The organism is Microbaculum marinum (genome assembly GCF_037855135.1).
In the GTDB taxonomy this organism is placed as follows: Bacteria; Pseudomonadota; Alphaproteobacteria; order Rhizobiales; family Tepidamorphaceae; genus Microbaculum; species Microbaculum marinum.
In genome coordinates this window covers 119,027-145,306 of sequence record NZ_JAZHOF010000005.1, presented here as the reverse complement: position 1 = coordinate 145,306, position 26,280 = coordinate 119,027, and the positions used below count along the sequence as shown (strand labels likewise).

Sequence of the window (26,280 nt, the reverse complement as noted above, 5' to 3'; positions counted from 1 at the left end):
CAATCGACCTGGCGTGCGCAGGCGGGTCAGCAGGTGTCGCGCGGGCGCATGGCTGCGAGCCGCGGTCCGATGCCCGCCCGGGTTTCGCCGCGCGGGGTTGATACGGATCATGCCGCCCGGCCGCCGGAACGGGGTAGAGCGGGGTGCCCGGAGCGAGACGAGATGCACGAACCGGTCTTCACCATCGAGGGACTGACCAAGGTCTACCGGACCGGCGAGGTCGAGGTGCACGCGCTGCGCGGCGTCGACCTCGAGATCGACGAGGGCGAGTTCCTGGTGCTGCTGGGCCCGTCCGGCAGCGGCAAGTCGACGCTGCTCAACATCCTCGGCGGCCTCGACCAGGCGACGGCGGGCCGGGTGCGGTTCCGCGGCGGCGACCTGACCGGCCTCGACGAGCGGCGGCTGACCCTCTACCGGCGCGAGAATGTCGGCTTCGTGTTCCAGTTCTACAACCTGGTGCCGAGCCTGACGGCGCGCGAGAACGTCTCGCTGGTGACCGAGATATCGACGGACCCGATGCGGCCGGAGGAGGCGCTGGAGATGGTCGGGCTGGGCGCCCGCATGGACCATTTCCCCGCCCAGCTGTCGGGCGGCGAGCAGCAGCGGGTCGCCATCGCCCGCGCCATCGCCAAGCGCCCGGAGGTGATGTTCTGCGACGAGCCGACCGGGGCGCTCGATTCGAAGACCGGCGTGCGCGTCCTCGAGGCGCTGGTCTCCGTCAACAGGGACATCGGCACGACGACGGCGGTGATCACGCACAACGTGGCGATCGGCGACATCGCCCACCGGGTCGTCCATTTCGCCGACGGCAGGGTCGCCCGCGTCGACGTCAACGAGACGAGGCGGCCCGCCTCGGAGATCAGCTGGTAGCGCGATGCGGGCCCTCGATCGCAAGCTCCTGCGCGACCTGTGGCGGCTGAAGGCGCAGGTGATCGCGATCGCCCTGGTGATGGCGGCCGGCGTCGCCACGCTGGTGCTGGCGGTGGGCGCCTACCGCTCGCTCCACGAGACCCGCGAGACCTACTACGAGCGCTACCGCTTCGCCGACGTGTTCGCGCAGGCGACCCGGGCGCCCGAGCGCATCGCCGGCGAGATCGCCGAGATCCCGGGCGTGGCGGCGGTCGAGACGCGGATCGTCAAGACCGCGATCCTCGACATCGAGGGAATGTCGGCGCCGGCCACCTCGATGCTGGTCTCGATGCCGGAGATCGGCGAGCAACTGCTCAACCGGCTCTACCTGCGCCAGGGCCGCGCGCCCGATCCGGCCCATCCCGACGAGGTGGTGGTCAACGAGGCGTTCGCCAGGGCGCACGGGTTCGGTCCCGGCGACACGTTCGAGGCGATCCTGGAGGGGCGCAAGCGCCGCCTGTCGATCGTCGGGGTGGCGCTGTCGCCGGAGTTCATCTACGCGCTCGGGCCCTGGGACCTGATGCCGGACGACGAGCGGTTCGCCGTCGGCTGGATGTCCCGCAAGGCGATGGAGGCCGCATTCGACCTCGACGGGGCGTTCTCTCAGGTCTCCGTCAAGCTGCTGCGCGGGGCCTCCGAGGCCGAGGTGATCGCGCGGATCGATTCGCTGCTGGAGCGCTACGGCGGGCGCGGCGCCTACGGCCGCAAGGACCAGCAGAGCCACGCCTTCCTGGACGCCGAACTGAAGCAGCTGCAGGCGATGGCGCGGATCCTGCCGCCGATCTTCCTGTTCGTGTCGGCATTCCTGATCAACATGATCCTGTCGCGCCTCGTCGCGCTGGAGCGCGAGCAGATCGGCCTGATGAAGGCGCTCGGCTACCGCTCGATGGCGATCGGCAGCCACTACCTGAAGTTCGTCGCCGCGATCGCGGCGATCGGCGTCGTCATCGGCGGCATCGCCGGAACCTGGCTCGGCTTCGGGCTGACCAGGCTGTACGGCAGCTTCTACCATTTCCCGTTCCTGGTGTTCCTGTGGGGAGCAGACATCTACGCGACGGCGGTGTTCGTCACCGTGGGCGCGGCGATGCTCGGCGCGGCGCGGGCGGTGTGGTCGGTGGTGCGGCTGCCGCCGGCGGTCGCCATGCACGCGCCGGCGCCGACCCGCTACCGGCGCCTGTTCTGCAGCGGCCGGACGCGGATGGTGTCGCAGACCACGGTGATGATCGGCCGCCACCTGATCCGGCGGCCGGTGCGGGCGGCGCTGACGGTGTTCGGCATCTCGCTGTCGGCGGCCGTCCTGCTGGCCTCGCTGTTCTCGTTCGATTCGGTGGAGGTCATGATCGACTTCACCTACTTCCAGTCCGACCGGCAGGACGCCACCGTCTCGTTCATCCAGGAGCGGCCGGTGTCGGTGGTCAACGACGTGCGCCGGCTGCCGGGTGTGCTGGCCGCCGAACCGACCCGCGCGGTCGCCGTCAAGGTCCGACACGGCCATGTCGAGCGGCGCGTCGCGATCGTCGGCAAGCCCCGGGGAACCGACCTCAGCCGCGTCATCGACGTGGACTTCCAGCCGGTGACGCTGCCGGAATCGGGCTTCGCCCCGAGCGAGGCGCTGGCCGAGATCCTCGGCGTCGGCGTCGGCGACATCGTCCGGATCGAGACGCTGGAGGGGCGCAAGCGCGTCGTCGACATGCCCGTGACCGCCATCATCCAAGGCTATCTGGGGCTGATGTCCTACATGGACATCGATGCGCTGAACCAGCTGATGCTGGAGGGGCCGATGGTCACCGGCGTCCACCTGTCGATCGATGAAGGCCGGGCCGACGACCTGTTCGCCGCCGTCAAGGACATGCCGATGGTGGGCTCGATCGCGCTGCAGAAGATGTCGCTGGAGACGTTCCGGCGGACGCTGGCGGAGAACATCTCGGTGATGATCAGCGTCTACACCGGCCTGGCGATGGTGATCGCGTTCGGTGTCGTCTACAACTCCGCCCGCATCCAGCTGTCGGAGCGCGGCCGCGAACTGGCGAGCCTTCGGGTGCTCGGCTTCACGCGCAACGAGGTCGCCTGGATCCTGCTCGGCGAACTGGCGATCCTGATGCTCGCCTCGCTGCCGCTTGGATGGGGGCTCGGCTACGCGATCGCCTGGGTGACGGTGGCCGGCCTGCAGAGCGAGCTCTACAGGGTGCCGCTGGTGATCAGCCGCCAGACCTATGCGATGTCGAGCCTGGTGGTGATCGGCGCCGCCCTCGCCTCGGCGCTGATCGTCAAGCGCCGCATCGACCGCCTCGACCTGATCGACGTCCTGAAGACCCGCGAATAGGATCCGCCATGGCCATCAAATGGGTTCGACCTGTGCTCCTGGGCGCCGTCGCCGCCGGCGCGGCGGCGGCAGTCGCCTGGGCGTTCTGGCCGCAGCCGGTCCCCGTCGACATCGCCGAAATCGTGCCGGGAACGCTGGAGGTCACCGTCGACGACGAGGGGATGACGCGGATCCGCGACATCTATTCGGTGTCGGCGCCGGTCTCCGGCAAGGTGCTGCGGTCGCCGCTCGAGGTCGGCGACCCGGTGACGGCGCACGATACCGTCGTCGCCGTGATCCAGCCGACCGCGCCGGAGTTCCTCGACGCGCGCGCCCGCCGCGCCGCGGAGGCCGCCGCGCTCGCCGCCGAATCGGCGGTGGCGCTCGGCGAAGCGCAGGTCGCGGAGGCCGAATCGCAGCTCACCTTCGCGCAGAGCCAGATGCAGCGCTCCGAGGAACTGGCGCGGCGGCAGATCATCTCCGAACGGGCCCACGAACAGGCGGTGATGGAAGTCGATACCGCCAAGGCGCGGCTCGCCAGCGCCAGGGCGACCCTCGACGTGCGCAAGCGCGAACTGGAAAGCGCCCGGGCGCGGCTGATCGGCCCGGAGAGCCCGCAGGAGGCCGGCGGCGGCGAGAGCTGCTGCGTCAACGTCACCGCCCCGGAGACCGGCGAGGTGCTGAAGCTGGTCACCGAAAGCGAGCAGGTGGTTCCCGCCGGGACGCCGCTGGTGGAGATCGGCGACCCGCACAACCTGGAGATCGTCGTCGACCTGCTGTCGTCCGACGCGGTCCGGGTGCCGTCCGCCGCGCAGGCGCGCATCGACGGCTGGGGCGGCGATACGCTGCAGGCCAGGGTCCGCCGCATCGAATCCGCCGGGTTCACCAAGATCTCGGCGCTCGGCATCGAGGAACAGCGGGTCAAGGCGATCCTCGACCTGATCGATCCGCCGTCGGCGTGGTCGGGTCTCGGTCACGGCTACCGGGTCGTCGTCCACATCGTCGTCGACCGGCAGGAGGCGCTGCTGGTGCCGCTCGGGGCGCTGTTCCGGCGTGGCGATTCCTGGGCGGTGTTCACCGTCGACGCCGACCACCGCGCCCGCCGCCGGGAGGTCGTCCTGGGCGCGCGCAACAACCGCAGCGCCGCGGCCCTGGAAGGCCTTTCGGAGGGCGAGCGGGTGATCCTCCATCCCAGCGACCGCGTGGCCGACGGGGTCAAGGTGACCGCCCGGGAAACCGAGGATCTGTAGGGCTTCGCGGAAATAACGTGTTGCATAGCAATATTTTAGTTGATCTTGCCATAAAATCGTCCCGAGATATCGCCATCCTGATCCTATTCGGGGGTCGACCGCTTTCGCGGATCGAGCGCGACGGACCGGGGGGTCCGGCGGATAATTTGGAACCCAATCGCGCGTCGGTGGTTTCTTCCCGATTGGACAGTGGCGTGGCAGCCTGCGGCACCGCTTGCCCCTGAGCGGCAGCCGAGGGGCAGGTGATGTCTGGAGTATTGTCTAATGGCGCTGAACCGCCGGGATCTGTGTATGGTGGCGGCACTGAGCGGGCTGGCCGGAAAAGTGCCAGCGGCCTTCGCGCAATCCGACAGCGGCAGCGTTCTTCGCCTCGGCGATCCCCAGCCCTTCGCGCCATCCCAGGTGCGGGCCAAGGCGCGGGATCTCGCCTCGCGCCCCTATGAGCCGCCGCCGGACAACGTCTCCGCCGAGATCCGCGACCTCAACTACGACCAGTACCGCGACATCCGGTTCCGCCCGGACATGGCCATCTGGCGCGGCAGGAACCTGCCGGCCGAGGTCCAGATGTTCCATCTCGGCCACGTCTTCGAGCAGCCCGTCCAGGTGAACATCGTCTCCGGCGGCAACGCCCGGCACGTCGTCTTCTCTCCCGACCTGTTCGACTACGGTCCGCTGGTGCCGATGCCGATGCCGCCCGAGGACGTGGGCTTTTCCGGCTTTCGCCTGCACGGCCCGCTCAATCGCACCGACTACAACGACGAGTTCGCGGTGTTCCAGGGCGCCAGCTACTTCCGCGCGGTCGGCCGCGACCAGGTGTACGGCCTGTCGGCGCGCGGCCTGTCGCTGCGCACCGCCGAACCCGAGGGCGAGGAGTTCCCCGCCTTCCGGGAGTTCTGGATCGAGGAGCCGCGGCCCGGCGCCGGATCGATCGTCGTGCATGCGCTGCTCGACAGCCCGAGCACGTCGGGGTCCTACCGCTTCACAATCCGGCCGGGACTGGACACGGTGATCGACGTGGAGGCGACCCTCTACCCGCGCGTCGACATCCAGAAGGTGGGCCTGGCAACGCTGACGAGCATGTACTACTTCGGTCCCCAGGACCGGCTCGGCATCGACGATTTCCGCCCCGCCGTCCACGATTCCGACGGCCTGCTGATCTGGAACGGACGCGGCGAGTGGCTGTGGCGGCCGCTGATCAACCCGGCCCGCCTGCAGATCAGCGCCTTCCTCGACGAGCATCCGCAGGCCTTCGGCCTGATGCAGCGGTCGCGCGAGTTCGCCAAGTACCAGGATCTGGAGGCGCACTACGAACGCCGGCCGAGCCTGTGGGTCGAGCCGATCGGCGACTGGGGCGAGGGCGCCGTGATGCTGGTCGAGATCCCCACCGATTCGGAGATCCACGACAACATCGTCGCCTTCTGGCGGCCGAAGGAGCCGCTCAGGGCGGGCGAGGACAGCCAGTTCACCTATCGCCTGACATGGTGCGCGGAGGTGCCCGCGGAGTCGGGCCTCGCCCGCGTCACTGGGACGATGATCGGCGGGCCGGCCGCCAACAACGGCAATGCCCCGGCCGACCGCCGCTGGATCGTCGTGGACTTCGTCGGCGGGCCGCTCGACGGTATCGCCACCGAGGACCAGCCCGTGCCGGACGTCTCAGCCAGCGGCGGCAAGCTGGTGCCCGGCACGATCCAGTTCAATCCGGAAACCGGCGGACGGCGCGTCGCCTTCGGCCTCGATCCGGAAGGCGCCACCAATATCGACCTGCGCTGCGCGCTCATGCAGAACGGCAACCGGATCTCGGAGGTGTGGGTGTTCAGATGGTCGGAGTAACCGGTTTTCGACCCAACGAGCCTATCCCACTGCCCGAGGCGGCGCTGCCGCGCGAGGCCGGCATGCAGATGCCGGTCCAGGATCTCCGGTCGCTGCCGGACACAGCCCGGACGCGGCGGCGCGACCCGCATGCCTGGATGCCGAGACTGTTCGTGTTCGGGGGCGCAGCGCTCGTCGCCGGCCTGCTGATCCACGAGATGTACGCCGTGCTGACGGTTGCCCGGATGACGCCGATCGAGGCGGTGATGCTGGCGCTGTTTGCGATCAACATCTCCTGGATCGCGCTCGCCTTCACGACCGCGCTGGCCGGCATGGCGACGCTGCTGAGCGGCCGCCACGTCGCCGACGTGCCGCCGCAGGACGGCCGCCTGCCGAACGAGCGCACGGCGATCCTGATCCCCGCCTACAACGAGAACGCCGCGCAGGTCTTCGCCGCCGCCGCGGCGATCGGCGAATCGCTGGCCGAGGCGGATGCCGCCGACTGCTTCGACATCTTCGTCCTGTCGGACACCACCGATCCGGACGCGTGGATCGCCGAGGAGGCGGCGTTCCGGGCGGTGCTGCGCCGGCCGGGCAAGCGGGCCCGCGTCTTCTATCGCCGCCGCCACCGCAACACCGAGCGCAAGGCGGGCAACGTCGCCGACTGGTGCAAGCGCTTCGGGGCCGCCTATCCCTGCTTCGTGGTGCTCGACGCCGACAGCCTGATGGAGGCCGACACGCTGGTGCGCATGGCGCTGGCGATGGAGGCCGACCCGGCGCTCGGCCTGCTGCAGACGGTGCCGGCGGTCGTCAACCGCAACACGCTGTTCGCCCGCCTGCAGCAGTTCGCCGGCCGCGTCTACGGCCCGGTCATGTCGGCCGGCCTTGCCGCCTGGGCCCGCCGCGACGGCAACTACTGGGGCCACAACGCTATCATCCGCACCCGGGCCTTCGCCGAGTCCGCTGGCCTGCCGCACCTGCGCGGGCGGCCGCCGTTCGGCGGCCACATCCTCAGCCACGACTTCGTCGAGGCGGCGCTGATGCGCCGGGCCGGCTGGGACGTGGTGCTGGCGCCGACGCTGGGCGGCTCCTACGAGGAGAGCCCGCCGAGCCTGATCGACCTCGCCACCCGCGACCGGCGCTGGTGCCAGGGCAATCTGCAGCACGCCAAGGTGCTGTTCGCGCGCGGCCTCAGGTGGCCGAGCCGCGCCCACATGGCGATGGGCATCATGAGCTACGTCGCCTCGCCGGTCTGGCTGATCTTCCTGATCGCCGGCCTGCTGCTCGCCCTGCAGGCGCAGTTCATCCGGCCGGAATACTTCACCGACGAGTTCCAGCTGTTTCCGACCTGGCCGTCGATCGACTCCGAGCGCGCCATCGGGCTGTTCCTGATGACGATGACGATCCTGTTCCTGCCGAAGCTGTTCGGACTGGCCGTGGCGCTGTGCAACGGCGCGCTGAGGCGCGGCCTCGGCGGCCCGGCGCGGGCGGTCGCCGGCGTGCTGACCGAATCGGTCGTCTCGGCGCTGCTGGCGCCGATCATGATGGCGATCCAGTCGGGTGCGGTGGCCGACACCCTGATGGGCCGCGACGCCGGCTGGCAGCCGCAGCGGCGCGACGACGGCAGCGTGCCGTTCTCCGAGGTGTTCCGCCGCCACCGCGCCCACATGGGCCTCGGCATCGTGCTGGGCGGCAGCGCCTGGGCGGTGTCGCCGCAGGTGTTCGCCTGGATGAGCCCGGCGGTCGCCGGCCTGGTGCTGGCGGCGGCGCTGTCGGCGCTGACCGCCCGCCGCGACGTCGGCCTGGCGCTGCGGCGGATCGGGATCCTGACCATTCCCGAGGAGCGCAGCGAGCCCGACATCCTGCGCCGCGCCGAGGCCGCCGCGGCCGACCTGGCCGAGGCGATGGGGCCGCCGCGGGAAGCCTGCATGCGGCTGTCCGCCGATCCGGCGCTGCTCGCCTTCCACCGGGCGAGCCTGGTCCCCGACACGCCGCACGGGCGCGGCGGCATCGACGAGACGCTGGTGCTCGGCCTGGCCCGGCTGGAAAACGCCCAATCGCTGGAGGACGCCGTGCGCTACCTGTCGCCGCGCGAGAAGCTCGCGGTGCTGGCCAACCCGGAGGGGCTCGACCACCTGGCGTTGCTGCCGCGCGCCGAGGCCGCGGAGTAGGGCTGCGGCCGGAGGGGCGGACTACGGGGCGTCGCCGCCGTCGCGGAGCCTGGACACGGCGTTGGCGTGCGCGTCGAAGCCCTCGTAGCGGGCGAAGGCGCGGGTGTGGCCGGCGAGCCCGGGCAGCCCCTGCGCCGTCACGTAGCCGACCGTCTGGCGCTTCAGGTAGTCGAACACCGACAGCGGCGAGCGGGTGCGCGCCCAGCCGCCGGTCGGCAGCACGTGGTTGGGACCCAGCACGTAGTTCGCCACCGAGATCGCGGTACTGGGGCCGAGCAGGATCTCGCCGGCATGCGTGAGCCGCGACACGTAGGACCACGGATCGGCGCTCTCGACCATCAGGTGCTCGGGCGCGAAGTCGTTGACGAACCCGCAGGCCTCGTCCATGTCGGCGGCGATGACGATGCCGCCGTTGCTGCCGCCCAGCACCGCGCGGCTGTAGCCGACCCGCTCGGCGCCCATGTGGCCCCACAGGAACGCGACCTCCTCGGCGACCTTGCCCGCAAGCTGGCGATCGTCGGTGACGAGGAAGGCGGAGGAATCGTCTCCGTGTTCGGCCTCGTTGAGCAGGTCGAGCGCGGTGCGGCGCGGATCGGCGCTTGAATCGGCGAGCACGATCGATTCGCTCGGTCCCGCCGGCGGCCCGACGTCGATGACGCCCGCGAGCGCCTGCATCGCCGCCACCACCCAGGACGAGCCCGGGCCGACGATCTTGGCGACCTTCGGCACCGTCTCCGTCCCGTAGGCGGCCGCGGCGACGGCCTGGGCGCCGCCGCACTTGTAGACCTCCGTGACGCCGGCCAGCCGGCAGGCGTGGAGCGTGGCATCGTCGATGCCGCCGCGTTCCGTCGGCGGGGTCAGGACGATGACGCGGGGCACCCCGGCGACGACGGCGGGGATCGTGGTCATCAGCGCGACGGAAGGAAATGCACCCTTGCCGCGCGGCACGTAGCAGGCGACCGAGGGGATCGGCAGTGAGCGCTCGCCGGCCATCACGCCGGGCGCCATCTCCTCCATCCACAGGTCCTCCGGCATCTGGCGCTGGTGGAACCTGCGGATGCGGTCGGCGGCGAATTGCATCGCCTCCCTGATCTCGTCGTCGAGCGCCGTCTCGGCGGCATCGAAATCCTCCGGGCGGGCGGCAAGCGCGCCGGCCTGGACGTCGGCCCTGTCGAACTGCCGGCCGAACTCGGCGAGCGCGTCGTCGCCCCGCGACCGCACGGCATCGATGATCGGGCCGACCCGGCCGACGAAATCGGAGATGTCGGCCTCGCTGCGTGCAATCAGCGCCGCGCGGCCGGCGGCGTCGAGCTGGGCCAGGTCGTGTACGGCGATGGTCATGGCGGTCGGTCCGGGTTGGGTGATCGGGTCAGGCTCTAAGCCAAGTGCCGCTCCGGCTCAAGCCGCGCCCGGGCAAGCGGCCCTGGCGCAAGCCGGCCGGCACGATCCGGCCGGGCTCATTCGGCCGGGGCGCGCCGCCGGTAGGCCGCCCAGTAGGCGAGCGCCACGCCGCCGGTTCCCCCGACGATGTTGCCGAGCGTCACCGGCACCAGATTGCCGAGGATGTCGAGGAGACCGCCCTGCGCCCCGGCAAGGAAGCCGGCGGCGAGGAAGTAGAAGTTCGCCACCGAGTGCTCGAAGCCGAGTGCCACGAAGGCGGTGATCGGCCACAGGATCGCGAGGATCTTGCCGGTCGCGGTGCGTGCCGCGACGGAGAGCCACACCGCGAGGCAGACGAGGGCGTTGCACAGGGCGCCGCGCACGAAGGCCTCGGTGAAGGGCAGCGCCATCTTCGCCTCGGCGATCTTCACCGCCGTTGCCGCCGTCGCTCCGCTGAGCAGGCCGGAGGCATCGACCGCAACCGCCAGGATCGCCGCGCCGATTACGTTGCCGACCAGCACCAGGCCCCAGTTGCGCAACAGCGCCCGCGTGGAGATCTGCCGGTCGACCCACGCCATGACGATCAGCGCGTTGCCGGTGAACAGCTCGGCGCCGCCGACGACGACGAGGATCAGGCCGAGGCAGAAGGCGAAGCCGCCGAGCACCCGGTTCGGGCCGAAGCCCGGATCGACGCCGGTCATGACGCCGGTATAGAAGGCCGCGCCGAAGCCGATGAAGGCACCGGCGAGGATCGCCAGCGCCATCACCTGGGTGGTCGTCAGCTGCGTCTTGGCGACACCCGAGGCCTCGACCAGCCGGATGATCTCGGAGGGCTTGTAGGCGTCCGACCCGGCCGGACTCGGTCCGACGGGAACGAGGCCGGGCTCGGGCTCCCGCGCGTTCACCGGGCCTTACCGCGTGTGCCGCCGCCGCCGGGCGTCAGAGGCGCGACAGCACGAACGGCGAGACGAGCGCGACGAACAGGCAGACCGCGATGGCGCGGTCCCCGAACCGGGCGATTCCGAACATCCTGCCGTTGCGCATCACCGTGTTCCTCTGCACCTGCGAATGGTGCGGGGCATTTAAGGTTGCAGATGAAACCATGGGAGAGCGCAAACTGTCGCATCCGTAGTCCTCCTTAGTGACGCGGCGTGAGGCCCGCACAGCAATAGCCGATTGCGGGGGCGGGCTGAAGGGTGGGGGGGGCACGGCGTGAGGCACCGGGAGGGACGGCCCGCCCGCCCTCGTGGTTCGAGACGCGGCTCCGCCGCTCCTCACCATGAGGGCTTCTTTGGGTCGAAGACTGCCTCCGCACCCACTCCACGCAAAATGGAGCCTCATGGTGAGGGATCGCGACAGCGATCGTCTCGAACCACGAGGCGCTTGCCCTATGCGGTCGCCATTTCGGCGGCGCGCAGGGTCTCGGCGCGGATGTCCTCGGTCAGCTGTTCCTTCAGTTCGGCGAAGGCGGGGCTGGTCTTCATGCGGTAGTCGCGAGGATGCTCGAGCGGCACGCGGACGTCGGCCTTGATGCGGCCGGGACGCGCCGTCATCACCAGCACCCGGTTGGCCATGAAGATCGCCTCCTCGATGTCGTGGGTGACGAACAGCACGGTCTTGCGGTGCTGCTCCCAGATCGACAGCAGCAGCTCCTGCATCAGCGAGCGGGTCTGGTGGTCGAGCGCGCCGAACGGCTCGTCGAGCAGCAGGATCTTCGGGTCGTTGGCGAGCGCCCGGGCGAGCGCGGTGCGCTGCTGCATGCCGCCCGACAGCATGCGCGGGAAATGCGAGGCGAAGGCGGTCAGGCCGACCTCCTCCATGAAGCGGGCGGCGATGTGGTCCTGCTCGGCCTTCGCCATGCCCTTCTCGCGCAGGCCGAAGCAGATGTTCTGCTTCACCGTCAGCCAGGGGAACAGCGTGTAGGACTGGAACACCATGCCGCGGTCGGCGCCGGGCCGGCTGACCCGCTGGCCGTCCAGCTCGACGGTGCCGGAGGTCGGCTGGTCGAGGCCGGCGATGATCCGCAGCAGGGTCGACTTGCCGCAGCCCGACGGGCCGAGGATGGTGATGAAGTCGTTGTCCTCGACGGACAGATCGATCGGCTCCAGCGCCTTCGTGGGCGGTCCGCCCTGGACCCCGGGGAAGATCCGGCCGACGCCGGAGATGCTCAGCTTGGCCATCGAATGGAATCCGAATTCGCAATGTGCCGGGAGTCAGTGCACGGACGGAACCGCCTCACCCCCTCACCCGCCGCTTCGCGGCGACCTCTCCGCGCCGGGGAGAGGTGAGTGCGCGCCGTGCCGCTGAAGGCAATCACCCGATCCCGGAGATGATGGCGGGTGGTCGCGATGGAGAATACCTCTTCCACAGGGAGAGGCTGGGGCGCGCTGGCGGTTCGGGTGCGCGATCGCTGCCGCTCCGCCCCCTCACCCGGCCCTGCGGGCCGACCCCGGATCCGGTCCGGGGCAAGCTCTCTCCCCGCCGGGGAGAGGTGGGTGCGAGATGCGTTGCCGAAAACAGACAGCCCGCGCCGGCGATGAAGTGAGGTCGGTTCAGCGGTCGACACCTCTCCCATGGGGAGAGGTCGGACCGCATCAGCGGTCCGGGTGAGGGGATCCGGCACCTGCGGCATTCCTCCCATTTCTCGCAGTATCGACAGCGCCATGCCCTAACGCCCCGCGTACCAGGGGAACAGCCCCAGATTGACCGCCCGGAAGGCGAAGTCGGTGTTCAGGCCGATGACGCCGATGATGAAGATGCCGAAGATCATCTGGCCGGTGTCGAGGAAGCGCTGGGAATCCATGATCATGTGGCCGATGCCGGAGTCGGCGCCGACCAGTTCGGCGACGATGACGTAGGTCCAGGCCCAGCCGAGCACCAGCCTGAGCGTCTCGGCGATCTGCGGGGCGGCGTTCGGCAGCAGCACCCGCACGACGATGCCGCGCGAGTCGGCACCCAGCGTATAGGCCGCCTCCATCAGGTCGCGCCGCGTCTCGCCGATGATGACGGCGACCATCAGGGTGATCTGGAAGACCGAGCCGATGAAGATGACCAGCAGCTTCTGCGCCTCGCCGACGCCGGCCCACAGGATCAAGAGCGGAATGAAGGCGGAGGCCGGCAGGTAGCGGGCAAACGAGACGAACGGACCGAAGAACGCCTCGATCGGCTTGAACGCGCCCATGGCGATGCCGAGCGGCACGCCGACCACGGTGGCCAGCACGAAGCCGCCCATGACCCGGTAGATGGTGATGCCGACATCGCCGAGGAAGCCGTGCTGGGTAAACAGCTTCCAGCCGGCCGCGAAGGTCTTCACCGGATCGGCGAGAAACAGCGGCTTGATGAAGCCGCCGAGCGTCGCCACCGCCCAGACGGCGACGAACAGGACGAAAAAGGCGGCCCCCAGGACGAGACGCGTCCTGGGGGCAACCGGCGTGAGCGGATCGAAGGAGGACGCCATCGACGTCAGGACACGAAGCTCGCGTCGGTCAGCGTCGACAGGTCCGGCTTCTCGCGGATGACGCCGTTGTCGAACTGGATGGCGACCGCCATCTCCATGAACTGGGCCAGGCCGTCGGCGAAGTAGGCCTTGTTCTCGGCCTGGTCCTGCCAGTCGATGAACTGGGCGGAGCCTTCGAACTGCTTGGCGTCCATGTTCACGCGCTCGCCCATGATGCCGAACGACTCCTCGGGCTTGTCGGCGATCATCTGCAGAGCGGCGAAGAACCCGTCGACGATCTTCTGGTAGGTCTCCGAGTTCCCGGAAATGGTCTCGGTGGGGAAGGCCAGCGTGTCGACGACGACGGGATAGTCGACGGTGGTCGCCAGGATCTTGCCGGCGTCGGGATCGTTGCGCACCGTCGAAAGGTAGGGCTCGTAGGTCGCCGCGGCATCGAACTGGCCGGCGACGAAGGCGTTGGCCGCGTCCTTGGGCGACAGCACGGAGAGGTTCATGTCCTTGATCGACATGCCGTTCTCCTGAAGCATCGCCGCCAGCATGAAGTACGGCGTGGTGCCGGCCGCGTCGCAGGCGATCGACTTGCCCTTCAGCGCCTCGAAGGAATCGATGTCCTTGCGCACCGCGATGCCGTCGCCGCCCTTCGACTTGTCGAGGATCAGGATCTGCGTCAGCGGGACGGTGGTCGCCCAGAGGATCTGGGTGTCGACGGTCGTGGCCACGCCGTCGACGGAGCCGGCCGCCAGCGCCGCCAGGCGGTCCTTCTGGGAGATGAAGACGGTCTCGACGTCGACGCCCTTCTCCTTGAACAGGCCGGCCTTCTCGGCCAGCGTCAGCGGCGCGAAGCCGGTCCAGCCGCTCATGCCGATCTTGACCTTCGGCATGTCCTGGGCGCGGACGATGTTCGGCATCGCCAGTACGCCGGCGCCGAGCGCCATGCCCTTCAGTGTCTGTCTGCGCGTGATCATGATATTTCTCCTGTTGATGCGGCAGGCTCCAGCTGCCTGACCGCCGTTCCCTTCTGATGAAATCCACCCCCGGGAGGCCGCCGTTCGCCGGCGGACGATGCCCCGCGTTTCCCCCTCAGTTCAGCAAGACTTCGACCGACCTGGCAAGCACTTGTTGCACCGCATCAATGTCGGCGCCGACGACGCGGTCGCCGACCATGGCCGGGACGGCGTCGCGGATCGCCGAATGGAGCGGCGCAAGCGCCGGCGCCGGCGTCAGGCCGCGCAGGTCGGCGGCCTGGGCGGCGAGCAGCGCCTCGATCGCCAGGATCGTGCAGGCCGTGTCGACCGCGAACGCAGCCCGGCGCGCGGCGAGCGGCGCCATCGGCACGTGGTCCTCGGTGTTGATGCAGGTCGGCACCGACTGGATCGAGGCCGGAACGGACCGCATCCTGAGTTCGGCGACCAGCGAGGCGGCCGTGTACTGCGCGATCATGAAGCCGGAATTGGCTCCCGCCGCAGCGGCCGGATGGATCAGGAAGGCCGGCAGGCCGCCATTGTGGTGCGGGTCGATGAGGCGGGCCGAGCGGCGCTCGCTCATCACCGCGACGGAGGTCATGGCGTTGGCCAGATAGTCGAGCACTTCCGCCGCGCGCTGGCCATGGAAGTTGCCGGAGTTCGAGGTGACGAAATCGTCGGCGACGCCGAACAGCGGATTGTCGTTGACCGAGTTGATCTCGATCTCCAGCGCCGTCGCGGCGTGCTCGACGGCGTCGCGCGCGGCGCCCATTACCTGCGGGATGCATCTCAGGCTGAGCGCATCGCGCAGGCGGCTCGGCCGCGGCGGCAGGACGGCGGTGGAGCCCTCGGTGAGGCGGCGCAGATTGTCGGAGGTGGCGATCTGGCCGGGATGCGGCTTCCACAGCGCGACATGCCGGTCGAAGGCGTCGTCGACGGCGCCGAGCGCCTCCATGGTCAGCGCGCTGACCGCCTCGCCCACCTCGACCAGCCGCCGCGCGTCGTGGACGGCGAGGCAGCCGATGCCGGTGGTCTGCTCGGTGCCGTTGATCAGGGCGATGCCGTCGCGGCCCTCGACGGCGGGATGGGCGATGCCGGCCCGCTTCATGGCGATCTGGCCGGGCTCCCACGGGCCGTCGTGCAGGCGGGCCTGGCCGAGCCCGATCAGCGGCAGCGCCATGTGGGCGAGCGGGGCGAGGTCGCCGCAGGCGCCGACCGAGCCGCGCTCAGGCACGTGCGGGATCACGCCGGCGTTGATCATCGCGATCAGCGCATCGACCGTCTCCGGCGAGACGCCGGTCGCGCCGCTCGCCAGCACGTTGGCGCGGATCGCCATCAACGCGCGCACCGCGTCGCCCGCCATCGGCGCGCCGACGCCGGCGGAATGGCTCTTGAGAAGATTGTGCTGCAGCGCCCGGTTCTGCTCGCGACTGACCGCATGGCCGTCGAGCGCGCCGAAGCCGGTGGTGATGCCGTAGATCGGCCGGCCCTCGGAAATCAGCGACTGCAGGAAGTCGTGCCCCTCGGCGACCGCCTTCCGGGCCGCCGGCGACAGGCCGACCGGCGCATCGTCGCGGGCGATCTGCGCGACGTCGGAAATCGACAGGGACTGGCCGTCGAGCTCGATCATTCGTCCTCCAGCGAGGGCAGGTTGAGATGGTTTTCGCGGGCGCAGTCGACGGCGATGTCGTAGCCCGCGTCGGCGTGGCGCATGACGCCGGAGGCCGGGTCGTTCCACAGCACGCGGGAGAGCCTCGCCGCCGCTTCCTTGGTGCCGTCGGCGACGATCACCATGCCGGAATGCTGCGAATAGCCGATGCCGACGCCGCCGCCGTGGTGGATCGACACCCAGGTCGCACCCGACGCACAGTTCAGGAGCGCATTCAGGAGCGGCCAGTCGGCGACCGCGTCGGTGCCGTCGCGCATCGCCTCGGTCTCGCGGTTGGGGCTCGCGACCGAGCCCGAATCGAGATGGTCGCGGCCGATGACGATCGGCGCCTTGAGCTCGCCCTTCGCCACCATCTCGTTGAAGGCGAGGCCGAGCCGGTGGCGCTGGCCGAGCCCCACCCAGCAGATGCGGGCGGGCAGGCCCTGGAAGTGGATGCGCTCGCGGGCCATGTCGAGCCAGGTGTGCAGGTGCGGATCGTCGGGGATCAACTCCTTCACCTTCGCGTCGGTCCTGTAGATGTCCTCCGGGTCGCCCGACAGCGCCGCCCAACGGAACGGCCCGACGCCGCGGCAGAACAGCGGCCGAATGTAGGCCGGCACGAATCCGGGAAACTCGAAGGCGTCGGCGAGGCCCGCCTCCTGCGCCATCTGGCGGATGTTGTTGCCGTAGTCGAAGGTCGGCACGCCCTCGCGGTGGAACCAGAGCATCGCCTCGACCTGGTCCTTCATCGAGAGCTTGGCCTCGCGGATCGTCAGCTCCGGATCGCTCGCCCGCTTCTCGTCCCATTCCTCCAGCGTCCAGCCCGCGGGCAGGTAGCCGTTCAGCGGATCGTGCGCCGAGGTCTGGTCGGTGACGGCGTCCGGCACGACGCCGCGGCGCACCAGTTCCGGGAACACCAGCGCGGCGTTGCCGAGCACGCCGACGGAGACGGCCTTGCCGCCCCTGCGGGCCTGATCGATCAGCTCGAGCGCGTGGTCGAGGCTGTCGGCCTGCACGTCGAGATAGCCGGTCCTGAGCCGCATCTCGATGCGCGAGGGCCGGCATTCGACGGCGAGCATCGAGGCCCCCGCCATGGTGGCGGCCAGCGGCTGCGCGCCGCCCATGCCGCCGAGGCCGCCGGTCAGGATCCACTTTCCTGTGAGGTCGCCGCCGAAGTGCTGGCGGCCCATCTCGACGAAGGTCTCGTAGGTGCCCTGGACGATGCCCTGCGAGCCGATATAGATCCACGAGCCGGCCGTCATCTGGCCGTACATCATCAGGCCCTTGCGATCGAGCTCGTTGAAGTGCTCCCAGTCGGCCCAGTGTCCGACGAGGTTCGAATTGGCGATCAGCACCCGCGGCGCGTCGGGATGGGTGCGGAACACGCCGACCGGCTTGCCCGACTGGATCAGGAGCGACTCGTCGCCTTCCAGTGTTTGCAGCGCCTTGACGATGCGGTCGAAGGAGCGCCAGTCGCGCGCGGCGCGGCCGATGCCGCCATAGACCACCAGCTCGTGCGGGTTCTCGGCGACGTCGGGATCGAGATTGTTCATCAGCATCCGGAGCGGCGCCTCGGTCAGCCAGCTCTTCGCGGAGAGCTCCGGGCCGCGCGGCGAGCGGATGTCGCGGGCGTTGTCGATGCGGGACTGCAGGGTCATCGGTCTCCTCCGTACAGCCGGGCTGCGGCCGCGAGCATGTTTTCAAGCGCCTGCCGCAGCACCGCCCGGGTCGGATCTGCCCGGCCCGGCTCGTAGGTCCACGGCGGCGCCTCCTGGGCGTAGGCCCGGATCGCGAGTTCCATCTGGACGGCGTGCACGCCGTGCTCCGGCCGACCGTAGCGGCGGGTGATCCAGCCGCCCTTGAAGCGGCCGTTGAGGACGTGGGAGTAGCTCAGGGGCGTGGGATCGGCCCCGGCCTGCTGCCCATCCTTCGAGACGGCCGCTGGCGCGGCCTCCTCAGGATGAGGTTGGGGGGTGTGGCTGAGGCTGGCGGCGGCGCAGGCCGCCTCGACGCCCGCTTCGATCTCTCTCGCGCAGGCCTTGCCGGCGTTGGTGCCGATGTTGAAGACCGGCAGGGTGCCCTCGAACAGGCGCGGCACCACCGAGCGGATCGAGTGGCAGTCGTAGAGCAGCGCGTAGCCGTGGCGCTTGCGCACCCGGTCGATCTCGGCCTGGAGCGTGTCGTGGTAGGGGACGAAGTAGGCGGCGCGGCGGCGCGCGATCTCGGCCTCGTCGGGTTCCATGCCGGCCCTGTAGATCGGCTCGCCGTCGAAGGTCGTAGTCGGACACAGGCCGGTGGTCGCCTGGCCGGGATAGAGCGAGGCGCCGGAGGGATCGCGGTTGACGTCAATGACGTAGCGCGACAGCCGCGTCTGCACGATCGTCGGATCGAGGTCGTCGGCGAAGTCGTAGAGCCTCGCCATCCACCAGTCGGTGTCCGGCACCGCAAGCCCGGTCTCGTTCAGCCGCGCCGCGACCTCGGGCGCGAGGTCGGTGCCGCCGTGCGGGATCGACAGGATCAGCGGGCTCGAACCCTCGCGGACGTCGATGAAGTCGCTCATGCGGCCTGCTCCAGATCGGGCATCGCGATGCCGGAGACGGCGGCGAGCGCCGCGCCCTCCCCGACCAGCCGGGCCGATGCCTCGAGATCGGGGGCGAGGTAGCGGTCGTCGTTCAGGGTCGCGACCTCGGCGCGCAGCGCCCGCATCGCCTGCTGCAGGGGCGCGCTCGTCGTCAGCGGGGCGCGCAGGTCGATGCCCTGCGCGGCGACCAGCCATTCGATGCCGAGGATGCGGCCGAGATTGGCGTTCATGTCGCCGAGCCGGCGCGCCGCGTGGCAGGCCATCGAGACGTGGTCCTCCTGGTCGGCGCTGGTCGGCGTCGAATCGATCGAGCAGGGATTGGCGCGCTGCCTGTTCTCCGCCATCAGCGCCGCCGACGTCACCTCGGCGATCATGAAGCCGGAGTTGAGCCCGGGATGCGGCGCCAGGAAGGCCGGCAGGCCGTAGGACAGCGCGGGGTTGACCAGCATGGCGATGCGTCGCTGGGCGATCGCGCCGATCTCGGCGATCGCGAGCGCGATCTGGTCGGCGGCGAAGGCGACCGGCTCGGCGTGGAAGTTGCCGCCCGACACGATCGAGCCGTCGGCGGCGATGACGAGCGGGTTGTCGGTCGCAGCGTTCGCCTCGATCCTGAGCGTCGCGCCGGCCTGGCGCAGCAGGTCGAGGCAGGCGCCTGCGACCTGCGGCTGGCAGCGGATGCAGTAGGGGTCCTGGACGCGCTCGTCGTCGTCGCGGTGGGATTCGCGGATCTCGGAGCCGGCGATCAGGGCATGCAGGGCGGCGGCCGCGTCGGACTGGCCGGCATGGCCGCGCAGCGCCTGGACCTCCGGCCGGAACGGCGCCGCCGAGCCCATGCAGGCATCCGTCGACAGGGCGCCGGTGACCAGCGAGGTCAGGCCGAGCCGCCAGGTCTCGAACAGGCCGGCCAGCGCCAGCGCGGTCGAGCACTGGGTGCCGTTGATCATGGCGAGGCCTTCCTTGGGACCAAGCGCGATCGGCTCCAGGCCGGCCAGCCGCAGCGCCTCGGCGCCGGCCATGCGGCGGCCCCTGAAGGTCGCCTCGCCCTCGCCGATCATCACGGCGGTCAGGTGGGCAAGCGGGGCGAGGTCGCCCGACGCGCCGACCGATCCCTGGGCGGGAACGACCGGCACCACCGCCTCGCCGATCATTCCTTCGAGCAGTTCGATCAGCTGCCAGCGCACGCCCGAGGCGCCGCGGCCGAGCGACAGGAGCTTCAGCGCCATCGTCAGCCGCACGACCGAAGGCGGCAGCGGCTCGCCGACGCCGGCGGAATGCGACAGGATCAGGTTGCGCTGCAGGCGCGCCGTATCCTCGGGCGCGATGCGGGTCGAGGCGAGCTTGCCGAAGCCGGTGTTGACGCCGTAGACCGCCGCCCCGCCGGCCGCCGCCGCCGCGATGACCTGCCGGGCATGCTCCACCGCCTGCCGGCAGGACGGGTCGAGCCGGACCGGCGCGTCGGACCGGTAGATGCGTTCCAGTGCGGCGAGGCCGACGGAGCCGGGCGTGAGGACGATGGCGTCGGTCATGCCGTGCACCCCGGTGCGACACCCCTCTCCCCCTTGAGGGGAGGGGTCGGCGGTGGGGAATACGGCGAGACCGGCCCCGATGGCCGGGTTCGTCGCATTGGAACCGGTGCAGGACGTCCGGTCGATCCATCGAGGATCGCCCGGACGTGCCCCCCACCCCGACCCTCCCCCACGAGGGGGGAGGGAGACGGCGCTGCGAGCCTCTCGTTCGTCAACCCGGCCCCACGGGTGCGGCCTCGGGCCGGCCCGAGGACAGGCTTCGCGAAGCGGAGAGCCGTAATCGCCGCGACCACGTGCGCTGCGGCCCTTGGCGATCCCGGCTCGGCCTGACGGCCGTCCGGGAGGACGTGGGAGAGGGACAGGGAAAGGAGAGTACCGGACTTGCTCATTTCCCCCTCCAGACGCGTGCGTGCAGGGGGTTGAAGCCGATCCGGTAGACCAGTTCGGCGGGCTCCTCGATGTCCCAGATCGCGAGGTCGCAGGACTTGGCGGCCTCCAGCGTGCCGATCTCGTCGAGGCGGCCGAGCGCCTTTGCGGCGTTGCGGGTGACGCCGGCGAGGCACTCCTCGACGGTCAGCCGGAACAGGGTCGCGGCCATGTTCATGGTAAGCAGCAGCGAGGTCAGCGGCGAGGAGCCGGGGTTGGCGTCGGTGGCAAGGGCGATCGGGACGCCGGCAAGCCGCAGCGCCTCCACCGGGGGCTTCTGCGTCTCGCGCAGGAAGTAGAAGGCGCCGGGCAGCAGCGTCGCGACCGTGCCGGCACGGGCCATCGCGTCGGCGCCGTCCTCGTCGAGATATTCCAGGTGATCGGCCGACAGCGCCCCGTAGCGGGCGGCGAGCCTGGCGCCGCCGAGGTTGGAGAGCTGCTCGGCGTGCAGCTTGACGGGCAGCCCGTGCGCCTGCGCGGCGTCGAAGACCAGCGCCATCTGGTCGGGCGAGAAGGCGATGGTCTCGCAGAATCCGTCGACGGCGTCGGCGAGCCCCTCGGCGGCGACCGCCGGCAACTGCTCGCGGCAGACGGAATGGATGTAGCCGTCGGCGTCGCCCTCGAATTCGGGCGGGACGGCATGGGCGCCAAGGAAGGTCGTCGTCACGGAGACGGGGCGCTCGCCGCCGAGCCGCCGAGCGGCGCGCAGCATGCGGGCCTCGGCGTCGGTCTCAAGCCCGTAGCCCGACTTGATCTCGATCGTGGTGAGGCCCTCGGCAAGCAGCGCGTCGAGCCGCGGCAGCGCCGAGGCGACCAGATCGTCCTCGCTGGCCGCGCGGGTCGCGGCCACGGTCGAGCGGATGCCGCCGCCGGCACGCGCGATCTCCTCGTAGCTGGCGCCGGCAAGCCGCAGCTCGAATTCCTTCGCGCGATTGCCGCCGTAAACGAGATGGGTGTGGCAGTCGATCAGGCCGGGGCCGACCCAGCGGCCGTCGAGGTCGATGTGGTCGGCAGCGTCGATGCCGGCCGGCAGGTCGGCCAGCGGCCCGGCGAAGACGATCCGGCCGTCGCGGCAGGCGATGGCGCCGCGCTCGACGGCACCGAGCCCCGGCGCGCCTTCGGCCATCGTCATCAGCCGGCCATTCGTCCACAGACGGTCGACCTGCATCCCCGCTCGCCTCCCTCCTAGCGATACCCATGCGGCGAATTTGTCTATACATATCGGCGGAGCCGGGGCTATGTCTATACGAAACGACGATATTGGCGGCATTCGATTGTCGCGGAGGAGGACATGAGGCGACTCTGGTTCGAACACGCACTGCTTCCCGACGGCTGGGCCCGGTCAGTGGCAATCGGCATCGACGACGGGCGGATCGCCTCGGTCACGCCGGATGCCGGACGCAGCGGCGCGGACGCCTTCGACGGCGCCGTCGTTCCCGGCCTTGCCAACCTGCATTCGCACGCCTTCCAGCGCGGCATGGCCGGGCTGACCGAGCGGCGCGGGCCGGCAAGGGACGGGACGGGTGCCGACAGCTTCTGGACCTGGCGCGAGACCATGTACGCGTTCCTGGCGCGCCTCGGCCCCGAGGACGTCGAGGCGATCGCCGGCCAGCTCTATGTCGAGATGCTGGAGGCGGGCTTCACCTCGGTCGGCGAGTTCCACTACCTGCACCACGCCCCCGACGGATCGACCTATGATGACCCTGCCGAGATGGCGACGCGGATCGCCGCTGCGGCGCGCGCGACAGGGATCGGGCTGACGCTGCTGCCGGTATTCTACCAGACCGGCGGCTTCGGCGGTCAGCCGGCCGGCGCCGGGCAGCGCCGCTTCGTCAACGATGCCGACCGGTTCATGGACCTGGTCGACCGCTCCCGCGCCGCCACGCGGCATCTTCCCGGCGCGGTCGTCGGCATCGCGCCGCACTCGCTTCGGGCAGTGACGCCGGAAGCGCTCGGCGAGGTTGTCGCCGCCTCCCCGGACGGGCCGATCCACATCCACGTCGCCGAGCAGGTCCGCGAGGTCGAGGACTGCCTGGCCTGGTCGGGGCAGCGGCCGGTGGAATTCCTGCTCGAGCACCAGCCGGTCGACGGCCGCTGGTGCCTGATCCACGCCACCCACATGCTGCCGGGCGAGGTGCGCGACATGGCGGCGAGCGGCGCGGTGGCGGGGCTCTGCCCGATCACCGAGGCCAATCTCGGCGACGGCATCTTCGAGGGCGTCGCCTACCGCCGGGCCGGCGGCCGCTTCGGCGTCGGATCGGATTCGAACGTCCGCATCTCGGCCGCCGAGGAACTGCGCACGCTCGAATACGGCCAGCGGCTGCGCGACAGGGCGCGCAACTGCCTGGCGCTCGAAGAGGGCTCGACGGGACGGCAGGTCTTCGAGGCAGCGGTCGCCGGCGGCGCGCAGGCGCTGGGGCGCGGGCCGGCCGGGCAAGGTGCCACTGGGCTTGTCGAGGGCGCGCCGGCCGATCTGGTGCGTCTCGACCCCGCCGATCCGGCGCTCGCGGCGGCGCGCGACGACGGCTGGCTCGACGGCTGGATCTTCGCCGGCGGCAACGGCTGCGTCGCCGACGTCTGGGCGGCCGGCGAGCATGTCGTCGCCGGCGGCCGGCACGTCGCGGCGGAGGCGATCGCCTCCCGCTTCGCCGCCACCATGCGGGGCCTCGCGTGACCGCCCGCGACCGTCCGCCCGTCCTCGACGGGTCTGGCGCGGTCTACCAGCAGATCCGCCGCGCCGTCGCCCGGCCGATCCTGCGCGGCGAATGGATGCCGGGCTCGCGGATCCCCTCCGAACACGAGATGATGGAGATGTTCGGCGCCTCGCGGATGACCGTCAACAAGGCGCTGTCGTCGCTTGCCGACGAGGGCCTGATCGTGCGCCGGCGGCGGCTCGGCTCGTTCGTCGCGCACCGCACGCCCGAGCGCGCGGTCATGGAGATCTGGGACATCGGCGCCGAGGTGACGCGGACCGGCCAGGTCTATGCCCACGAGCTGCTGGAGCGCCGGGGCCTGCGCGCCGACACCCGGACGGCCGAGCTGTTCGGGGTCGGTGCCGGCGCGCCGGTGCTGGACCTGACAGTCCGCCACCTGGCCGACGGCGTGCCGATCCAGATCGAGCGCCGGCTGGTCAGCCTCGAGGCGGCGCCCGAGGCAGAACACGCCGACTTCGCCGCCGTCCCGCCGGGCCGCTGGCTGCTCGACCACGTCGCCTGGACCGACGCCGAGCACCTGATCCGCGCCGTCAACGCGGATGCGGCGACCGCCGGCCTGCTGGAGATCGAGGAACGCGCCGCCTGCCTGCTGGTCGAGCGGCGCACCTGGAGCGACCGGATGCCGATCACCTGGGTGGAACTGCTGAACCCCGGCACGACGCGGCAGCTGGTGGGGCGGTTTTCGCCTCGGGGGTGAGGGGCGCCTGCAAATGCAACACGACGCGATCAATCGTGATGGAAGAGCTTCGAGGTGATCGTCCAGGCGCCGTCGACCTTCAGCAGGTGGAAGGCGTTGACGAAGGACAGATCGTACAGGTTGTCCTCCACGACCGTGGCGGTGGCCGTCCGTCCGAGAACGGAAATCTCGGTTATCTCGGCGCTGTAGTCGGGCCCCACCTTGCGCGCGCCGACGGCCTCGAAGAACGGCTCCGGGCCGCCCAGCAACAGGTCGGGGCCGAGATAGCCGGACATCACTGCGGCCTCGTGGAAGACCGATCTCAGCAGCGCGGGGTCGGACTCCGCGGTGCCCCTGATGTAGTCGCTCACCACCGCCCTGACCGCGGCGGTCTCGTCGGTTCTGTTCATGTCCGTCTCTCCGATGGATGGACCGGCGGCGCAGCGCGTGCGTCGCCGGGGCTGCGTCTCATGCGGCGGCTTTCTTGGTCGCCGTGTAGGCGAACAGGTCGCCGGCCAGCTGGCCGACCTGGCCGCGCACGGCCTCGACCGCGAACTGCGGCGCCGTCTCGGGGCCGCCCGACGCGAAGGGCGGCGCGGGGCGGTACTCGAACAGGAGCTGCATGACGTGGGCCGCGGGCTCCTCGATCACCTCGGAGATCACGGTCAGGGCGAAGTCGAGGCCGGCGGTCATGCCGCCGCCGGTGATCCGGTTGCCGGAGATGCAGACCCGTTCGTCCACCTGCTCGACGTTCGGGTAGTTCGCGAGCGCCTCCGTGAACGCCCAATGGGTGGCGGCCTTGTGCCCGTCGAGCAGGCCCGCCTCGGCCAGGATGAGCGATCCGGTGCAGACCGACGTCACGTAGTCGGCCTTCTCTCCGGCGGCCTTGATGAAGGCGATGACCTCCGGGTCCTGCATCTGCGCCAGCACGTTGCCGCCGCCGGGCACCACCAGCACGTCGATGTCGGGGCAATCGGCGAATCCGTAGTGCGGGGTCAGCAGGACGCCGGCGTCGCACATCAGCGGCTCGGAGGTCCTGGCGAAGGTGAACACGTCGACGCCCGGCGCCAGTGCAAAGAACTGCAGCGGCGCGTAGCCGTCGATCATGGTCATGTTCTCGAAGATGTAGATTCCGACTTTCCTGTTCCCGGCCATATGGCCCTCCCCTGGTTCAGTCGCGGATGCGAAAGCGGTCCCGGTATTCGTGCGGGTTCACGTTCAGCGCCCTGTTGAAGCTCCGGCGCATGCGATCCGCGCTGCGGAAGCCGGTGGCGGAGGCGATCAGATCCATCGGCAGATCGGTGGACTCCAGATAGCCCTTCGCGGCCTGCACGCGGAGCTTCTCGATGTATTTCGACGGCGTCCTGCCGACCCTCTCGACGAAGCGGCGGGCAAAGGTGCGCGGGCTCATCCGGCAGAACTCGGCCATCCTCTCGACGCTCAGCTCCTGGTCCAGATGGCACTGCGCCCAGTCGAGGATCTCGAGAATCGGATCGGCCGCCGCGTCGCTCGGCGGCAGGAAGGAACTGAACTGCGACTGCCCGCCGGGACGCTTGAGGAACATCACCCACATCTGCGCCACGGCGAGGGCGATCCGCGACCCGAAGTCGCGTTCGACCAGCGCCAGGGCGAGGTCCAGCCCGGCCGTGATCCCCGCCGATGAATACACGTGTCCGTCCTGCACGAAGATCCGATCGGCATCGACGTCGATCTCCGGATAGTCGCGCTGCAGCTGCTCCGACCAGTTCCAGTGGGTCGTGGCCTTGCGACGGTTCAGGAGGCCCGCTTCCGCCAGCAGGAACGCACCGGTGCAGATGCTGGCGACGCGTCCGGACCGTTCGGCAAGGTCGCGGACCGCAGCGCGGACGCGCGCCTCCCGGGCGACCTCGGCGGCGGTTTCGCCGCCGGCGACGAGCAGGATGTCGATCGGTCCGTCGGGAAGCGCGTCGAGGGCAACGGTGTCGATCCTCACGCCGGCCGGGCTCGTCCTGACCAGTCCTCCTTCCAGCGAGACCAATTCGACCGCATAGACCGGGTGCGGCGATCGCACCGCCACCTGCGCCCCGGCCAGCACGTCCACCGGCCCCACGGTATCGAGCGAACTGGCGCCGTCGAAGGTCAGCATGACGACCCGCCTGGGCGACGATGGAGCGATACCGGCAGGGTCTTCCGAGGCCGTCATGGAACGCAGTTTCCGCGCTGACGGGCCTGGCAGCAATGACATTTAACCGTCAAAAGCTGCCAATCCGAGTCGCAGCGGCCACTTCGTGCCTGCGCGGTCCGGATGCCGGCGTGCTCGTTCGGCTTCGCCGGCGTCGCGTCTTCAGCGGCGGATGCCGAACCCAACCGCCCCTTGCCCGAATGCGCGAACCGCTGCACTGTGTCGGCGTACATTCGGAGCGGCCTCCCGGCTCCACCGTCCGTTTTTCAGGTTTTCCCATTGAACAGCGCGCCGCGCGGTCTTTTCAT

The 26,280-nt window shown here is 70.3% G+C and carries 20 protein-coding genes; 7 read left to right on the top strand and 13 right to left on the bottom strand.

The genetic code is table 11. The features are described 5' to 3' along the window. The first annotated feature begins 162 nt into the window (after window positions 1-162). The 5 genes from V3328_RS13445 (at window position 163) to mdoH (ending at window position 8,441) form a co-directional block, all read left to right on the top strand. Window positions 163-870, top strand: a complete 708-nt coding sequence (locus V3328_RS13445; RefSeq protein ID WP_340330190.1) for an ABC transporter ATP-binding protein — start codon at window positions 163-165, stop codon at window positions 868-870. Between the two features lie 4 nt (window positions 871-874). Further along, window positions 875-3,232, top strand: a complete 2,358-nt coding sequence (locus V3328_RS13440) for an ABC transporter permease (RefSeq protein ID WP_340330189.1) — start codon at window positions 875-877, stop codon at window positions 3,230-3,232. 8 nt (window positions 3,233-3,240) lie between these two features. After that, complete coding sequence (locus tag V3328_RS13435; protein ID WP_340330188.1) at window positions 3,241-4,461, top strand: efflux RND transporter periplasmic adaptor subunit; 1,221 nt, start codon at window positions 3,241-3,243, stop codon at window positions 4,459-4,461. Between the two features lie 291 nt (window positions 4,462-4,752). Beyond that, window positions 4,753-6,291, top strand: coding sequence for an OpgD/OpgG family glucan biosynthesis protein (locus V3328_RS13430; RefSeq protein ID WP_340330187.1), 1,539 nt, complete (start codon window positions 4,753-4,755; stop codon window positions 6,289-6,291). Beyond that, complete coding sequence (gene mdoH, locus V3328_RS13425) at window positions 6,279-8,441, top strand: glucans biosynthesis glucosyltransferase MdoH (RefSeq protein WP_340330186.1); 2,163 nt, start codon at window positions 6,279-6,281, stop codon at window positions 8,439-8,441. Before V3328_RS13430 ends, mdoH begins: the two co-directional genes overlap by 13 nt. A 21-nt stretch (window positions 8,442-8,462) precedes the next feature. Here mdoH and hisD read toward each other — a convergent pair whose 3' ends face one another. The 10 genes from hisD to hutI all read right to left on the bottom strand — a co-directional run bounded on the left by hisD (window position 8,463) and on the right by hutI (window position 21,589). Next, window positions 8,463-9,782 (bottom strand): histidinol dehydrogenase, encoded by a 1,320-nt coding sequence (gene hisD, locus V3328_RS13420; protein ID WP_340330185.1) that lies wholly within the window; start codon window positions 9,780-9,782, stop codon window positions 8,463-8,465. A 116-nt stretch (window positions 9,783-9,898) separates the two neighbouring features. Beyond that, entirely contained in the window at window positions 9,899-10,726 is an 828-nt protein-coding gene (locus V3328_RS13415; protein WP_340330184.1) for a formate/nitrite transporter family protein, read from the bottom strand. A 483-nt stretch (window positions 10,727-11,209) separates the two neighbouring features. After that, a complete protein-coding gene (locus V3328_RS13410; RefSeq protein ID WP_340330183.1) occupies window positions 11,210-12,001 on the bottom strand; it encodes an ABC transporter ATP-binding protein in 792 nt (263 codons plus the stop codon). Between the two features lie 488 nt (window positions 12,002-12,489). After that, window positions 12,490-13,278, bottom strand: a complete 789-nt coding sequence (locus tag V3328_RS13405; RefSeq protein WP_340330182.1) for an ABC transporter permease — start codon at window positions 13,276-13,278, stop codon at window positions 12,490-12,492. A 5-nt stretch (window positions 13,279-13,283) separates the two neighbouring features. Further along, the gene (locus V3328_RS13400) at window positions 13,284-14,243 is read right to left on the bottom strand and encodes an ABC transporter substrate-binding protein (protein WP_340330181.1); all 960 of its coding nucleotides are present in this window, start codon (window positions 14,241-14,243) and stop codon (window positions 13,284-13,286) included. 115 nt (window positions 14,244-14,358) lie between these two features. Next, window positions 14,359-15,870, bottom strand: a complete 1,512-nt coding sequence (locus tag V3328_RS13395) for an HAL/PAL/TAL family ammonia-lyase (RefSeq protein ID WP_340330180.1) — start codon at window positions 15,868-15,870, stop codon at window positions 14,359-14,361. Continuing rightward, the gene (gene hutU, locus V3328_RS13390) at window positions 15,867-17,540 is read right to left on the bottom strand and encodes a urocanate hydratase (RefSeq protein WP_340330441.1); all 1,674 of its coding nucleotides are present in this window, start codon (window positions 17,538-17,540) and stop codon (window positions 15,867-15,869) included. The genes V3328_RS13395 and hutU overlap by 4 nt, the downstream gene beginning before the upstream one ends. Window positions 17,541-17,542: 2 nt before the next feature. Next, complete coding sequence (hutG, locus tag V3328_RS13385) at window positions 17,543-18,448, bottom strand: N-formylglutamate deformylase (RefSeq protein ID WP_340330179.1); 906 nt, start codon at window positions 18,446-18,448, stop codon at window positions 17,543-17,545. Further along, a complete protein-coding gene (gene hutH / locus V3328_RS13380) occupies window positions 18,445-19,995 on the bottom strand; it encodes a histidine ammonia-lyase (protein WP_340330178.1) in 1,551 nt (516 codons plus the stop codon). Before hutH ends, hutG begins: the two co-directional genes overlap by 4 nt. Window positions 19,996-20,380: 385 nt before the next feature. Continuing rightward, window positions 20,381-21,589, bottom strand: coding sequence for an imidazolonepropionase (hutI, locus tag V3328_RS13375; RefSeq protein WP_340330177.1), 1,209 nt, complete (start codon window positions 21,587-21,589; stop codon window positions 20,381-20,383). A 123-nt stretch (window positions 21,590-21,712) separates the two neighbouring features. On the opposite strand from hutI, the gene V3328_RS13370 reads away from it, so the two are divergent. Further along, a complete protein-coding gene (locus V3328_RS13370) occupies window positions 21,713-23,095 on the top strand; it encodes a formimidoylglutamate deiminase (RefSeq protein ID WP_340330176.1) in 1,383 nt (460 codons plus the stop codon). After that, entirely contained in the window at window positions 23,092-23,832 is a 741-nt protein-coding gene (gene hutC / locus V3328_RS13365) for a histidine utilization repressor (protein ID WP_340330175.1), read from the top strand. The genes V3328_RS13370 and hutC overlap by 4 nt, the downstream gene beginning before the upstream one ends. 29 nt (window positions 23,833-23,861) lie before the next feature. Here the strand turns inward: hutC and V3328_RS13360 are convergent, their stop codons facing one another. From V3328_RS13360 to V3328_RS13350, 3 genes are read right to left on the bottom strand one after another with little or no spacing between them, the layout of a single operon-like run. After that, window positions 23,862-24,221, bottom strand: coding sequence for a nuclear transport factor 2 family protein (locus V3328_RS13360; RefSeq protein WP_340330174.1), 360 nt, complete (start codon window positions 24,219-24,221; stop codon window positions 23,862-23,864). Between the two features lie 58 nt (window positions 24,222-24,279). Next, window positions 24,280-24,966, bottom strand: a complete 687-nt coding sequence (locus V3328_RS13355) for a DJ-1/PfpI family protein (protein ID WP_340330173.1) — start codon at window positions 24,964-24,966, stop codon at window positions 24,280-24,282. A gap of 16 nt (window positions 24,967-24,982) precedes the next feature. Next, window positions 24,983-25,993: a GlxA family transcriptional regulator gene (locus V3328_RS13350; protein WP_340330172.1), complete on the bottom strand. Its 1,011-nt coding sequence runs from the start codon at window positions 25,991-25,993 to the stop codon at window positions 24,983-24,985. Between the last annotated feature and the right edge of the window lie 287 nt (window positions 25,994-26,280).